Consider the following 14445-nt stretch of genomic DNA (forward strand, 5'->3'; position numbering starts at 1 on the left):
AGGCAACGGCTGAAGCGCGCCCCATTCTCACGACGACCTCAAGAATTGGGCAGCAGCAACCACATCCGACCCGCCTGCTTCATCTTGCCTGCCAGATCGCCAGCTTCATCGCCGAGTCCCCAGAAATAGTCGGCACGTACGCCACCCTTGATCGCCGACCCGGTGTCTTGCGCAAACACCAGGCGATTCATCGGTGCGTTCGTCATTGGACGGGTCGTCTGCAGGAAGACGGGCGTCCCGAGCGGAATCGACGACGGATCGACGGCAATCGACCGCTCCGGCGTCAGCGGCACGCCAAGCGCACCAATCGGCCCGTCGGCGCCACCCGCCGGCATCGGTTCGTTCGACGCCATCTCGCGGAAAAACACGAAGCGCGGATTCGTATCGAGCAGCGCATCGACACGCGTCGGGTTCGCGCGCGCCCAAGCCTTGATGCCTTGCATGGTCGCCTGTGCTGGCGTGAGTTCACCGCGATCGAGCAGCCAGCGGCCGATCGACTTGTACGGTTGATTGTTCGTGCCGCCGAAGCCGACCCGCATCACACTGCCGTCTTCCATCACGATGCGTCCCGAGCCTTGCACCTGCAGGAAAAAAGCCTCGATGGGATCGTCGACCCACACCAGTTCATTGCCGTTCAGCACGCCGGAACGCTCGAGCTGCGCGCGCGCGGGCATCGGCGAACCGGGGCGGTAAGCGGGCGGCCAACGGTACAGGGCTGTCTGATACACGCCGCGACGCACGCGCGAACCCCGTAGCAACGGCTCGTAGTAGCCTGTCACCAGTCCGTCCAGCGTGCCGTCCGTGTTCGCGAACTGGAATGGTGTGAAGTAGGTTTCGAAAAAGGCGCGTGCGCTAGCCACGTCGAGATCGTCCAGCATCAGCGCCGCAGCGCAGGCACGCCGCCATGTCGCCTGGCTTGCGAGGCGTGCGCAGTTCTGGCGCAGCGCGGCAGCAGCGCCGATCAGCGAATCGTCCTGCCAGCCCGGCACCTGCTGCCAGGCTACAGCCGTCAGCCGTTGTGAAGCAATCTGGCCGGGGATGATCGCGGCGCCCATCGGCGGCGAAACGGAAGGCCGCACCACACCGCCGCCGCCGCACGACGCAAGCAGCACGGCAACGGATAGTGCTCCCGCCCAGCTCGCGGCCCGGCGGACAAAGCGCATACAATGATTGTTCTCGATGGAAACTGCCATGTCTGATCTGCTCGACGAATACCCGATGCTCATCTTCGCGCTGGAGTCGCTCCTCGCGCTTTCCCTGCTGATTTTCATCGTTGTGTGGACAGCGTCCGGCAAGAAAAAGAATGCCGCACGCCAGAAGCAGGACGCAAACCAGGTCCCGCCGCAACGTCAGCCGCGTCGCTAACAGACTGCGCGCGGTGCTTTCCGTTCAATGCAGCGTGCGCGGCATGCGCAGAACGAATTCCGGCACGGGCGCATCCCAGCGCTCGCCATCCTCGGCCACGCAGAAATACTCGCCGCGCATTGTTCCGACAGGCGTCGCGATCACGGCGTAGCTCGTGTACTCGAACTGCTCGCCCGGCTTCAGCAACGGCTGATGCCCGACCACGCCCAACCCTTTCACTTCCTGAACGCGATTTTCGCTATCCGTAATCAGCCAGTGACGCGCGATCAGCTGCGCGGTCACCTGGCCCGTATTGCGGATGGTGAGCGTGTATGCGAAAGCGTATTTCCGATGCTCCGGGTCCGACTCTTCGGCGATATACCGGACCTGGGAAGACACGCTGAATTCGTACTGACTCATGCTGGTTCCGATAATAAGCGTGGCGCGCTATGAATCCGCGCGAGGCCGTGTGCTGGCGGCTCGCACGCGAATGGCGGCGTACCGGCACAGGGCGTTGACATGGTTTGGCATTCTGCTTGATGCGGCGCAGGCCCGCAACCGCGTCCGCCAACGGGACAAGGCTGGGGAAGATTGCGCCGGATACGCCGCGCCGGGCGCATGCACCAGGCCGCGGCGCGCCACCCAGCGCTAAAATAGCGTTTTTCGTCTCCCGCCCCACCCTCGCCATGACTCAATTCCGCATCGCTCCGAGCATCCTGTCCGCCGACTTCGCGCGGCTCGGCGAAGAAGTCCGCAACGTCGTTGCCGCAGGCGCCGACTGGATCCACTTCGATGTGATGGACAACCACTATGTCCCGAACCTGACGATCGGCCCGCTCGTATGCGAAGCGATCCGCCCGCACGTGCAGGTGCCCATCGACGTGCATCTGATGGTGCGTCCCGTCGACCGCATCGTCCCCGACTTCGCGAAGGCCGGCGCGAACGTGATCAGCTTCCACCCGGAAGGATCGGACCATATCGACCGCACGCTGTCGCTGATTCGCGATCACGGCTGCAAGGCGGGCCTCGTGTTCAATCCCGCGACACCGCTCAACTACCTCGATCACGTGATGGACAAGCTGGACCTCGTGCTCATCATGTCGGTGAATCCGGGCTTCGGCGGACAGTCGTTCATTCCCGAGGCGCTGAACAAGCTGCGCGAAGCACGCGCGAAAATCAACGCTTACAAGGAAAAGACCGGCCGCGAGATTCACCTCGAAGTGGACGGCGGCGTGAAGGTCGACAACATCGCGGAAATCGCGGCAGCGGGCGCGGACACATTCGTGGCAGGCTCGGCGATCTTCGGCCATCCCGACTACAAGGCGGTCATCGACAAGATGCGCGGCGCGTTGGCGTCGGTCGGGCGCTGATATGGAAGCCACGCCTCGTTACCCCGCTCCCGCGTTCACGGCTGGGAAGATTCGGGCGGCTATCGTCGATCTCGACGGCACGATGGTCGATACCGCCGACGACTTCACGGCATCGCTGAACGGCATGCTCGCCCAGTTGGACGCGGAAGAAACCTCGCGCGAAGAAGTGATCGACTATGTCGGCAAAGGCTCCGAGCATCTGATCCGCAGCGTGCTCGCGCCGCGCTTCGAGGCCGAGCTTGCGCAATCGCGTTTCGACGAGGCGCTCGCGATCTATCAGGAGGAGTACGCGAAGATCAACGGTCTGCATACGCGGCTCTATCCCGACGTCGAAGCTGGCCTGATTGCGCTGCGCAACGTGGGTCTGGAACTCGCGTGCGTGACCAACAAGCCGCACCGCTTCGCGGAACAACTGCTCGAGCATCACGGGCTGCTGCGCTACTTCAGCGTCGTACTGGGCGGCGACAGCGTCGCGGCAAAGAAGCCCGATCCGCTGCCGATGCTGACCGCGTGCGAGCGGCTCGGTGTGTCGCCTAAGGAGGCCGTTGCGATCGGCGATTCGCAGAACGATGCGTTCGCCGGCCGCGCGGCCGGCATGGCGACGCTGACCGTGCCGTATGGCTACAATCATGGCGAGGCTGTGCAAACCATAAATTCGGATGGTATAGTTGTGTCGCTGTTGGGCGCCGCCAAGGCGATCGCGGCGCACAATGCAGTCACATAAGCAACAGACCGAGTGCCGCCCAAGCAGCACTTAATCATTCGACTTAATAAAGTCTTCCTCATGTTTCTGAATAAAAAACGGAGTCTGAGCACGATCGACCGGGGAGCCTGGCCCTGGCGTCGCTGGTCGCGCTGATACCTCGCCCGAGGTACGCTGAAGCTCGTCTTTGGCACCCGTTTTTTCATTCGCTGCGCTTCCGCGCTTTTCCCGAACTGCCGGTTTCGACTGGTGCAACCTCGCTGTTTCGAGTTTCAGCTAGCCGTCGCGTACCTTGCGTACTATCGTCGTGCTGCGAAGCCGTGCATGCGTCGTCGGGAAAGCGCGCGCCGGTCTCTTACCTGTGACGAGCACATTCGACCGGTAACGCAGCCATGCCATGTCCGAGCACCACACCGCCGGACACACGAACAGGATCGGAACATGACCGAACTCGAATTTCAGTCCCTCGCAAACGAGGGCTTCAATCGCATCCCGATGATCGCCGAAGCGCTGGCCGATCTTGAGACGCCGCTCTCGCTGTATCTGAAGCTCGCGCAAACCGAGCGCAACGGCGCGAACTCTTTTCTGCTCGAATCGGTGGTGGGGGGCGAACGCTTCGGCCGCTACTCATTCATCGGGCTGCCGGCGCGCACGCTGATCCGCACGAATAACGGCGTGACGGAAGTGGTCAAGGACGGCAAGGTCGTCGAGACGCATGAAGGCGATCCGCTCGAATTCATCCAGCAGTTCCAGAGTCGCTTCAAGATCGCGCTGCGCCCGGGCCTGCCGCGTTTCGCGGGCGGTCTCGCCGGCTACTTCGGCTACGACGCTGTGCGCTACATCGAAAAGAAGCTCGCGCACACGGCCCCGCCCGACGACCTGCATCTCCCGGACATCCAGCTGCTGCTGACGGAAGAAGTCGCCGTCATCGACAACCTCGCGGGCAAGCTGTACCTCGTGATCTACGCCGACCCGACCACGCCCGAAGCGTACACGCGCGCCAAGCAGCGTCTGCGCGAACTCAAGCAACGCCTGCGCACGACCGTGCAGCCGCCCGTCACGTCGGCGAGCGTGCGGACCGAAATCTTCCGCGAGTTCAAGAAGGACGACTATCTGGCCGCCGTGCGCAAGGCGAAGGAATACATCGCAGCAGGCGAACTGATGCAGGTGCAGGTGGGCCAGCGCCTCACCAAGCCCTATCGCGACAATCCCCTCTCGCTGTATCGCGCGCTGCGTTCGCTGAATCCGTCGCCGTATATGTACTACTACAACTTCGGCGACTTCCACGTGGTCGGCGCGTCGCCGGAAATTCTCGTGCGTCAGGAAAAGCGCAACGACGACCGCATCGTCACGATCCGGCCGCTCGCGGGCACGCGTCCGCGTGGCAACACGCCTGAGCGCGACGCCGAACTCGCCACCGAACTGCTGAACGATCCGAAGGAGATCGCCGAACACGTGATGCTGATCGACCTCGCGCGCAACGACGTGGGCCGCATCGCGGAAATCGGCTCTGTGGCCGTGACCGACAAGATGGTGATCGAAAAATACTCGCACGTGCAGCACATCGTGAGTTCCGTCGAGGGCAAGCTGAAGCCGGGCATGACCAATTTCGACGTGCTGCGCGCGACGTTCCCGGCGGGCACGCTGTCGGGTGCGCCGAAGGTTCGCGCAATGGAACTGATCGACGAACTCGAACCCGTGAAGCGCGGCCTGTACGGCGGCGCCGTCGGCTACCTGTCGTTCACGGGCGAGATGGACCTCGCAATCACGATCCGCACGGGTGTGATCTGCAACGGCAATCTGTATGTACAGGCGGCAGCGGGCGTGGTCGCCGACTCGGTGCCCGAATCCGAATGGCAAGAGACGGAGAACAAGGCGCGCGCCGTGCTGCGCGCCGCCGAGCAGGTCCAAGACGGCCTCGATAGCGACTTCTGACGGAGACTGACCATGCTGCTGATGATCGACAACTACGACTCGTTCACCTATAACCTGGTCCAGTACTTCGGCGAACTCGGCGAAGACGTTCGGACTTATCGCAACGACGAGATCACCCTCGATGACATCGCGAAGCTCAGCCCCGAGCGCATCTGCCTGTCGCCGGGACCGAGCAATCCGCAACACGCGGGCATCACGCTCGACGTGCTGCGTAAATTTTCCGGCAAGTATCCGATACTCGGCGTGTGCCTTGGCCATCAGGCGATTGGCGAAGCATTCGGCGGCCGCGTCGTGCGCGCGCAGACCATCATGCACGGCAAGGTGAGCCAGATCGAAACCGACTGCAAAGGCGTGTTCGCCGACTTGCCGAAGCATTTCACCGTCACGCGCTATCACTCGCTCGCCATCGAACGCGAATCGCTGCCCGACTGCCTCGAAGTGTCCGCGTGGACCGACGACGGAGAAATCATGGGCGTGCGTCATAAGACGCTCGCCGTCGAAGGCGTGCAGTTCCATCCTGAATCGATTCTGTCGGAACATGGCCACGCGTTGCTCGAAAACTTCGTGAAGCAGTCGAAAACCGCGGCACGCAGCGCCTGAATATAAGAGGAGACGTCACCATGATTACGCCACAGGAAGCGCTGCAACGCACGATCGAGCATCGCGAGATTTTCCACGACGAGATGCTGCACCTGATGCGTCTCATCATGCGCGGCGACATGTCGCCCGTGATGGCGGCTGCAATCATCACCGGCCTGCGCGTCAAAAAAGAGACCATCGGCGAAATCACCGCGGCCGCCACGGTGATGCGTGAGTTCGCGCGTCATGTCGACGTGCAGGACAACTCGAACTTCGTCGATATCGTCGGTACGGGCGGCGACGGATCGCATACGTTCAACATTTCGACGGCCACGATGTTCGTGTCGGCCGCGGCGGGCGCGAAGGTCGCGAAGCACGGCAATCGCGGCGTATCGAGCAAGTCGGGCAGCGCGGACGTGCTAGAAGCGCTCGGCGTGAACATCGACCTGCAGCCGGAACAGGTGGCGGCTTCCATCACCGAAACGGGCATGGGCTTCATGTTCGCGCCGAACCATCATCCCGCGATGAAGAACATCGCGCCCGTGCGGCGCGAACTCGGCGTGCGGACCATCTTCAACATTCTCGGTCCGCTGACGAATCCGGCCGGCGCGCCGAACCAGCTACAAGGCGTGTTTCACCCGGATCTCGTCGGCATTCAGGTTCGAGTGATGCAACGTCTCGGCGCACGCCACGTGCTGGTCGTGTACGGTAGGGACGGCATGGACGAAGTGTCGCTGGGAGCGGCGACGCTCGTCGGCGAACTGCGTAACGGCGAAATAACCGAATACGAGATTCATCCCGAGGACTTCGGTATGCAGATGGTGTCGAACCGCACGCTGAAGGTGGCGGACGCGGCGGAATCGAAAGTTCTGCTGCTCGAGGCGCTCGACAACAAGCCTGGCGTCGCGCGCGAGATCGTCACGCTGAACGCGGGCACGGCACTCTACTCGGCCAACGTCGCGGAGTCGATCGCGGACGGCATCCGGCTGGCGCGTGAGGCGATCGCGAGCGGCAAGGCACGCGCGAAAGTCGACGAACTGGTCCGCTTCACGCAGCAGTTCAAGCATTGATCAAGTAACGGAAATCACATGAGCGATATTCTCGACCGCATCATCGACGTCAAGCGCCAAGAAGTGCGCGCCGCGCAGCAAAGCGCGCCGCTCGAAGAACTGCGTCTCCAGGCATCCACACGCGATCTGCGCGATTTCGTCGGCGCAATCCGCGCCAAGCACGAGGCCGGTCTCGCGGCCGTGATCGCCGAGGTCAAGAAGGCGAGCCCGTCGAAAGGCGTGCTGCGCGAGCACTTCGTCCCCGCCGATATCGCGCGTTCGTATGCCAATCATGGCGCAGCATGTCTGTCCGTGCTGACCGACGTGCAGTTCTTCAAGGGCAGCGCACAGTATCTGGAAGAAGCGCGCGCCGCCTGCCAGTTGCCCGTGCTGCGCAAGGACTTCATCGTCGATCCGTATCAGATCCTCGAAGCGCGCGCGATGGGCGCCGACGCGATCCTGCTGATCGTCGCAGCACTCGAAACCTCGCAGATGCAGGACCTCGAAGCGTACGCGCACTCGCTCGGTCTCGCGGTGCTCGTCGAAGTGCACGACAAGGACGAACTGGTCGAAGCGCTGACGCTGAAGACGCCGCTGATCGGCGTGAACAACCGCAATCTGCGCACGTTCGAAACTTCGATCGACACGACGCTCGGCCTGCTCGACATGATGCCGGACGACCGCATCGTCGTGACCGAATCCGGCATTCTGTCGCGCACCGACGTCGAGCGGATGCGCGCGATGGACGTGAACACGTTCCTCGTCGGCGAGGCGTTCATGCGTGCCGACGAGCCGGGCGTGGAACTTGCGCGGATGTTCTTCTGAGCCGGCGAACCTCATAAGCGAGTCAAGCGATGGGCATGGAACACGAGATCAAGCTCGCGCTGCCGACCGACCAGGTCGGCGCGGCGACACAATGGTTCATCCAGCGCGCGGGCGGCGCAGGCCGCACGATCACGCTGGAAAACCGCTATTTCGACACGCCGTCGCTGACGCTCGCGCGCGCGAAAAGCGCGGTGCGCGTGCGCCGCACGCCGGACGGCTGGCTGCAGACGTACAAGACAGTCGGCACGTCGGATGAAGGCTTGCACAGCCGGCATGAGTGGGAACTGCCCGTCAAGGGCAACGCGCTCGAAATCGACGCCCTGCTCGAAGCCTGCGACGACGAGCCGTCCAAACATGCGTTGCGCAGCGCCCGCGACGAACTGATTCCGCTCTTCAGCACGAATTTCTCGCGGACGATCTGGCATGTGAGCGTCGACGGCGCGGATATCGAGGCGGCCATCGATCAAGGCGAAGTGCTCGCGGACGTGGACGGTGAAAAGCGCCGCGCGCCGATCTGCGAGATCGAGCTGGAATTGAAGCACGGTGACGCGAGCGCACTGAGCGCGTTGTCAGCGGAACTGGCGAAGGCGGTTCACGGCCTGCGTCCCGATGACGTGAGCAAGGCGCAGCGCGGCTATCGTCTGCGCGAACGCGGCGAGAAGTAGCCGGCGACGCGGGGCGAAAGCGGCGGCGAGCGTGCACGCGAACGCGAGGAACCTTGAGCGCGTTCGCGTTTGCTGCCACACTAGCCCGCCATGAATTCCGCAAAACACTCCCGAACTCCGCCGACGCAGCCGTCGCTTTTCACCGACGACGACACCAGCCGCGCACCCGCCCCCGCTGTCGACACCCGAACGCTCGAATCGCAATTCGAAGCATTGCCGCCAGCATGGCGCGCACATCTGAAGCCCTTCATCGATAGCGATAGTTACGCGCCGCTGTGCCGTTTCGTCGACGGCGAGCGAGCCGCCGGCAAGACCGTGTATCCCGCCGACGTGTTCCGCGCACTGCGTCTGACCAGTCCCGACGACGTCAAGGTCGTGATTCTCGGCCAGGACCCGTATCACGGCGAAGACCGCGGCACACCGCAAGCTCACGGACTCGCGTTTTCGGTTCCGCCTTCGGTGCGGCCGCCGCCGTCGCTGCGCAACATCTTCAAGGAGATCGCGGCGAGCCTCGGCTATGAGACGCCCCAGCACGGTTGCCTCGATGCGTGGGCGCGCCAGGGCGTGCTCCTGCTCAACACGGTGCTGACCGTCGAACGCGACCGTGCAGCGAGTCACGCAAAGCGCGGCTGGGAAAAATGCACCGACACGCTGATCCATGAACTCGCGATGCGCCACGACGGGCTCGTTTTCATGCTGTGGGGCGCGCATGCGCAGGCCAAGCGTGCGTTGCTCGAAGGCAAGTCGCATTGCGTGCTGGAGGCGCCTCACCCCTCGCCGCTGTCCGCGCATCGCGGCTTTCTCGGCTGCCGGCATTTCGCGCTCGCGAACGAATTTCTCGAAGCGCACGGCCGACCGGGCATCGACTGGCGCTTGCCGGAAACGGGCGAAGTGTTCGCCTGAAGCGCGGTTTACCTCGCTTCCTGCGACCGATCAGAAAATCCAAAGAAGAACGCCACGGAATCGTGTTCCGTGGCGTTGTATTTTGCCGTCGCGATTCAGCCGATCACTGGATCCGACGGCAAGGCGGCTTGCCGGATGGCTTGCCGCGCGCCTGCTCAGGCTGCGGCGATCGCTTCGCGTGCGCCGGCCAGTGCCGCGCTCGCTGCATCCGGGCCCATGTTCAGGCCTTCCGCGTAGATGAAGCTTACGTCGGTCATGCCGAGGAATCCGAGGAACGTCGTCAGGTAAGGCGTCTGCGAGTCGCCCGGCGTGCCGGCGTACTTGCCGCCGCGTGCCGAGACGACGAAGACCTTCTTGCCCTTGACGAGGCCTTCGGGACCATTCGCGCCGTACTTGAACGTGATGCCGGCGCGTGCGATGAAGTCGAAGTACGTCTTCAATTGCGACGAGATGCCGAAGTTGTACAGCGGCGCGCCGATCACGACGATGTCGGCAGCTTGCAGTTCGGCGATCAGCGCTTCGCTACGCGCTGCAATCGCTTGCTGTTCGGCCGTGCGCTGTTCTGCCGGCGTAAAGAACGCACCGAGAATCGCGTCGTCGAGGTGCGGCAGCGCGTCTTCGTGCAAATTGCGGACGACGACTTGCGCGCCGGGATTCGATTGTTGCAGCTTTGCCGTCAGTTCGTTGGCGAGCAGCGTCGATTGAGCGCCTTGCGAGCGAGCCGACGAGTTGATTTGCAGGATCGTGGTCATCTGTGACTCCAGTGAGGGGCGCGCTGTGGTGCGCGAGTGGAGCCATTGTGTTTTTTTCCCCGTCCGGGAAAAAGTACCGCGGCGGCGACGGATTGTTGCAACGATAGAACAATCCGCCGTCGCGCTTTGCCTGATGGACGGTGAGCGAGCTTTATTGACGCTGGGCGCGAAGCCTTATTTGACTCGGAGCGAACGCTTATTGACGCGGATGAAGCTTTATCTGACCCCGAGCCAGCGCTTTCGCGCGGTGACGGCCGACGCCCGCTTGTCGTTCGCGGCGAGCTTGTAGCGCGAGACTTCCGGGCCGTCCAGCCTGACCTGCGCGACGCGCAGCTCGTCGCGCCGGAACGCGTGCACCTCGACCTTTGCGCCGGGTTGGTAGCGCGCAAGCAGCGCGTCGAGATTCGAGCCCGTCACGCGCAGGCCGTCGACGGCAATCAGCACATCGCCCGCCGACAGCCCCGCCTTCTGTGCCGCGCCGCCGTCGTGAACGGCAGCCAGCGTGCACTCCGCGCCGCCGCGCACCCGTGCGCCGAGCGACGGCTTGTTCTTCGAATCGACATCCGGCTCGATAGTCACGCCGAAGGGCGCGAGCAGCGTATCGAGCGGCAGATCGCGCGTGCCGCGCACGCCGTCCGCAAATAGCTCGGCCAAATCGGCGCCCGTCGCTTCTGCGAACAGTGCCTCGATGTCCGCTTCCTCGATGCCCCGCCCCTTCCCCTTGTAGAAATCGCGTCCGTAGCGCTGCCACAGCAGACGCATCACGTCGTCGAGCGATTTGCGGTTCTGCGTCTGCGCGCGAATCGTCAGATCGAACGCGAGCGCAACCAGCGATCCCTTCGTGTAGTAGCTGACGATCGCGTTCGCCGCGTTCTCGTCCTGACGGTAATACTTGACCCACGCGTCGAACGAGCTTTCGGCCACTGTCTGCTTCAGACGCCCGCTGCCGCGCAGCACGCCGCCTATCGTCTTGCCGAGCAGCGTGTAGTAGTCGGCTTCCTTGATCAGACCGCTGCGCACCAGCATCAGGTCGTCGTAGTACGACGTGAAGCCCTCGAACAGCCACAGCAGCGACGTGTAGTTCTCTTGCGTCAGATCGTAAGGCGCGAACACGGCTGGCTTGATGCGCTTCACATTCCACGTGTGGAAGTATTCGTGACTGCACAAGCCGAGATAGGTGCGATAGCCGTCCGTCGTCTCGTCACGGCCGGTGACGGGCAAATCGGAGCGATTGCAGATCAGCGCCGTCGACGCGCGATGTTCCAGCCCGCCGTAGCCGTCGGTGACGGCCTGCGTCATGAACACGTAGCGGTCCATCGGCGCCTTTTTCGAGCGCGGCTCGAACAGCGCAATCTGCGCCTCGCACACGCGCTGCAGATCCGCCGACAGCCTCGCCATATCCAGCCCGATCACGCGACCCGCGATCACGATGTCATGCGGCACGCCGTGCGCCTTGAACGTGGCGAGTTCGAATTCGCCGAGCGTGACGGGATGATCGATCAGTTCGTCGTAGTTCTGCGCGGTGTACTCGCCGAAGCCGTAACGCTTCGTGGCGCGCGCTTCCGTGAGCGCCGTCGCGACGCGCCAGTTGCGAAACTGCGGGCCCGCTGGCTTCTGGATATCGACGACGCACGGTGCGTCCTCGAAGCCGAGCGGCGACAGGAATACGCTCGTGCCGTTGAAGAAGCCCGCCGTGTCGTCGAGATGCGCGGCGCGCACGGACATGTCCCACGCATAGACTTCGTAGCGCAGCGTGAGCGCGCCCTTGACGGGTGCCGCCTGCCACGCGTGCTTGTCGGTCTTTTCGACGCGCACCTTGCGGCCCGCGTCGTTGAACGCGCGCAGCGTGACGATGTTGCGCGCGAACTCGCGCACCATATAGCTGCCCGGAATCCATACGGGCAACATGAAGCGCTGGCCAGCCGGATCGGGATCGGCGACCGTGACGGTGACTTCGAAGAGATGGGCGGCGGGTTGTTTCGGAACGATGGCGTAGCGAATCGGCTTCATCGGCGCTCGTGTGTGGAAAATCGTGAGGAAGTTCGGAAGGCTCAAAACACAGGAGGCGCCTCGCGCCTCCTTTCAACAACGTTCAGACGATGCGCGCCACTCAGCGCACGGACGACAACGCCTTGTCCAGTTCGTCGGCGGGAACCGCGCCGGGCAGGCGGCGGCCGTCCGCGAGGAAAACGGTCGGCGTCCCGCTCACGTTCATCGACTGGCCGAGCGCGAGATTCCTGTCGATCGCGGCCGTGTCGCAGGTGCCCGGCGCGGTCGGCGCGCGGTGATCCTGCATCCACGATTCCCACGCCTTCGCACGGTCGGCGGAACACCAGATCGACTTCGACTTCACCGTCGAATCCGGCGACAGCACCGGGTACAGGAAGGTGTAGACCGTGATGTTGTCCATCGACTTCAGCGTCGTTTCGAGCTGCTTGCAGTACGGGCAGTTCGGATCGGAAAACACGGCGATCTTGCGGCTACCGTTGCCCTTCACCACTTTCACCGCATTCGCGAACGGCAGGCTCGCGAAATCGATGCGATTGGTTTCGGACAGACGCGCTTCCGTCAGATTCTTGCGCGTCTTTGCGTCGATCATGTCGCCGAGGATCAGATGGTCGCCCGACGCATCGCTGTAGATGATCTGCGAGCCGAGGTTCACTTCGTACAGCCCGTCGATCGGCGACTTCGACACGTTTTTGATCGTTGCTTCGCTCAGACGCGCTTGCAGCGTCGACTTGAGTTTGTCGGTGGTCTGGTCGGCCTGGGCCGAACAGCCGAGTCCGAGGGTCGCAACGGCCAGCGCCAGCGCCGCGATGCGGATAGATTTCTTCATACTGCTGCTCCTGATTCGGTTGGCGCGCGGCCGTATGCCGCTCGTTAGCGCCTGTGTTCAAGTACCGCGCGCCTGGCGCAGATGGTATGCCTTGCGTGCCATCCTGTCAGACGTGCGCGCCGCCGTGCGGTTCAACGCGCGGCGCGCACCGTCCGCCGATGCGTCAGCCAAGCGCCGCCGACACGAGCCAGCGTTTAATTAGCGGCTGTGCGCCGACGAACGCCATGCCCGTGTTGCGGACAGCCCGCGCGAGATTGCCGGGCAGCCCGAACAGCTTTTGCAGGCCGTCGGTGGCGACGGTCAGCGCACGGATGTCTTCGCTGCGCGAACGCTCGTAGCGGCGCAACAGCACCATGTCGCCGATATCGCGAAACGCCTCTTTTTTCGCGATCACGTCGACGAGTGACGCCACGTCGCGCAATCCAAGATTCATGCCCTGCCCGGCAAGCGGATGGATCAGATGCGCGGCATCGCCGACCAGCGCGACGCGCGGCGCGACCAGCCGGTCGACCGTTTGCAGCGCAAGCGGAAAGCCTTGCGCGGGTGTCACGCATTCGAGCGTTCCGGGCGCGCCCATCGTCACGCGCTCGACTTGGGCCGCGAGTTGCGCCGGATCGAGCTTGACGAGGGTATTCGCGTGATCGGTCAGCGCCGACCAGACGAGCGACACGTGACCGTTCGGCAGCGGCAGCAGCGCGATGATCTCGCCGTCGCGAAACCACTGGCAGGCGGTTTCGCCGTGTGGGCGCCCGGCCTTGAAGTTCGCCACGACGCCTGTCTGCCGGTAGTCGCGCCGGGTCACCTTCGAGCCGATCTGCGCACGCACCCACGAATGCGCGCCATCCGCACCGACCACGAGATCGGCTTCGAGCACCTTGCCGTTCGCAAGACCGATCGTTGCGCCGCCCGTCTTCACATCGAGCCCCTGTGCGCGCGTATCGATCCACGTGAGATTGGGCTGGAAACGCAGCGCGGCGTCGAGCGCATGTTCGATCAACGACGATTCCGCGATCCACGCGAGCTGCGGCACCGAAGCCTGAAAGGCCGAAAAGTGCAGTTCTGCGTGAGCATCGCCGTAGACGCGCATGTCGTACACAGGCGCGAGCCGCGATGCATCGAGCGCCTGCCACACGCGCAGGCGGTCGAGCAACGCCTGCGAACTCGCGGACAGCGCATAGACGCGCGAGTCGAACACGGCGCCGGCAGGCAGCGGCTGACAGTGCTGCGCGAGCAGCGCGACGCGCAGCCCGGTCTGCGTGAGCGCGAGCGCCGCCGTCTTGCCGACGAGCCCGCCGCCGACTACGGCGACGTCGAAGGACTGATGGTGAGCATTCATCCGGGCATTATAGCCGCGAGGGGTGGCGGGGACGGATCGGCTCCGCCGTCTTTCGGGGGTAGTCTGGCTTTGTTGGGCAGGTGTTTGATGCCGGTCGGCACAGATGCGAGCGATTATGCATGGCCCGACCTCAAAAGCCGGCGACGAG

General features: G+C 63.7%; 15 protein-coding genes. 9 read left to right on the plus strand and 6 right to left on the minus strand.

Annotated elements, in window-relative coordinates:
• Positions 1-38: 38 nt before the first annotated feature.
• A complete protein-coding gene (gene mltA, locus BPHY_RS13685) occupies positions 39-1271 on the minus strand; it encodes a murein transglycosylase A (protein WP_012402065.1) in 1233 nt (410 codons plus the stop codon).
• On the opposite strand from mltA, the gene BPHY_RS42525 reads away from it, so the two are divergent.
• Positions 1192-1365 (plus strand): hypothetical protein, encoded by a 174-nt coding sequence (locus BPHY_RS42525; RefSeq protein WP_041763617.1) that lies wholly within the window; start codon positions 1192-1194, stop codon positions 1363-1365. The two genes, mltA and BPHY_RS42525, sit on opposite strands and share 80 nt — an antisense overlap.
• 24 nt (positions 1366-1389) lie before the next feature.
• Here the strand turns inward: BPHY_RS42525 and apaG are convergent, their stop codons facing one another.
• Positions 1390-1764: a Co2+/Mg2+ efflux protein ApaG gene (gene apaG / locus BPHY_RS13695; protein WP_012402066.1), complete on the minus strand. Its 375-nt coding sequence runs from the start codon at positions 1762-1764 to the stop codon at positions 1390-1392.
• A 266-nt stretch (positions 1765-2030) separates the two neighbouring features.
• On the opposite strand from apaG, the gene rpe reads away from it, so the two are divergent.
• The 8 genes from rpe (at position 2031) to BPHY_RS13740 (ending at position 9373) form a co-directional block, all read left to right on the plus strand.
• Positions 2031-2714 carry a ribulose-phosphate 3-epimerase gene (gene rpe, locus BPHY_RS13705; protein WP_012402067.1) on the plus strand — a complete coding sequence of 228 codons (684 nt, stop codon included), beginning with the start codon at positions 2031-2033 and terminating at the stop codon, positions 2712-2714.
• Between the two features lies 1 nt (position 2715).
• The gene (locus tag BPHY_RS13710; RefSeq protein ID WP_012402068.1) at positions 2716-3438 is read left to right on the plus strand and encodes a phosphoglycolate phosphatase; all 723 of its coding nucleotides are present in this window, start codon (positions 2716-2718) and stop codon (positions 3436-3438) included.
• Positions 3439-3858: 420 nt separating this feature from the next.
• The gene (trpE, locus tag BPHY_RS13715; protein ID WP_012402069.1) at positions 3859-5352 is read left to right on the plus strand and encodes an anthranilate synthase component I; all 1494 of its coding nucleotides are present in this window, start codon (positions 3859-3861) and stop codon (positions 5350-5352) included.
• 12 nt (positions 5353-5364) lie between these two features.
• Complete coding sequence (locus BPHY_RS13720) at positions 5365-5952, plus strand: aminodeoxychorismate/anthranilate synthase component II (RefSeq protein WP_012402070.1); 588 nt, start codon at positions 5365-5367, stop codon at positions 5950-5952.
• A gap of 20 nt (positions 5953-5972) precedes the next feature.
• Positions 5973-7001: an anthranilate phosphoribosyltransferase gene (gene trpD, locus BPHY_RS13725; RefSeq protein WP_012402071.1), complete on the plus strand. Its 1029-nt coding sequence runs from the start codon at positions 5973-5975 to the stop codon at positions 6999-7001.
• A gap of 18 nt (positions 7002-7019) precedes the next feature.
• A complete protein-coding gene (gene trpC / locus BPHY_RS13730; protein ID WP_012402072.1) occupies positions 7020-7805 on the plus strand; it encodes an indole-3-glycerol phosphate synthase TrpC in 786 nt (261 codons plus the stop codon).
• A 29-nt stretch (positions 7806-7834) separates the two neighbouring features.
• A complete protein-coding gene (locus BPHY_RS13735) occupies positions 7835-8470 on the plus strand; it encodes a CYTH domain-containing protein (RefSeq protein ID WP_012402073.1) in 636 nt (211 codons plus the stop codon).
• Positions 8471-8560: 90 nt separating this feature from the next.
• Complete coding sequence (locus tag BPHY_RS13740) at positions 8561-9373, plus strand: uracil-DNA glycosylase (protein ID WP_012402074.1); 813 nt, start codon at positions 8561-8563, stop codon at positions 9371-9373.
• A 155-nt stretch (positions 9374-9528) separates the two neighbouring features.
• Here BPHY_RS13740 and BPHY_RS13745 read toward each other — a convergent pair whose 3' ends face one another.
• The 4 genes from BPHY_RS13745 to BPHY_RS13760 form a co-directional block, all read right to left on the minus strand.
• Positions 9529-10125, minus strand: coding sequence for an FMN-dependent NADH-azoreductase (locus BPHY_RS13745; protein WP_012402075.1), 597 nt, complete (start codon positions 10123-10125; stop codon positions 9529-9531).
• 216 nt (positions 10126-10341) lie between these two features.
• On the minus strand, positions 10342-12135 hold the full coding sequence (locus BPHY_RS13750) for a M61 family metallopeptidase (RefSeq protein WP_012402076.1): 1794 nt from the start codon (positions 12133-12135) through the stop codon (positions 10342-10344).
• Positions 12136-12235: 100 nt separating this feature from the next.
• On the minus strand, positions 12236-12961 hold the full coding sequence (locus BPHY_RS13755; RefSeq protein ID WP_012402077.1) for a DsbC family protein: 726 nt from the start codon (positions 12959-12961) through the stop codon (positions 12236-12238).
• 163 nt (positions 12962-13124) lie between these two features.
• Positions 13125-14297, minus strand: a complete 1173-nt coding sequence (locus BPHY_RS13760) for a UbiH/UbiF family hydroxylase (RefSeq protein ID WP_012402078.1) — start codon at positions 14295-14297, stop codon at positions 13125-13127.
• Positions 14298-14445 lie beyond the last annotated feature (148 nt).

Source organism: Paraburkholderia phymatum STM815 (genome assembly GCF_000020045.1).
Lineage (GTDB): Bacteria > Pseudomonadota > Gammaproteobacteria > Burkholderiales > Burkholderiaceae > Paraburkholderia > Paraburkholderia phymatum.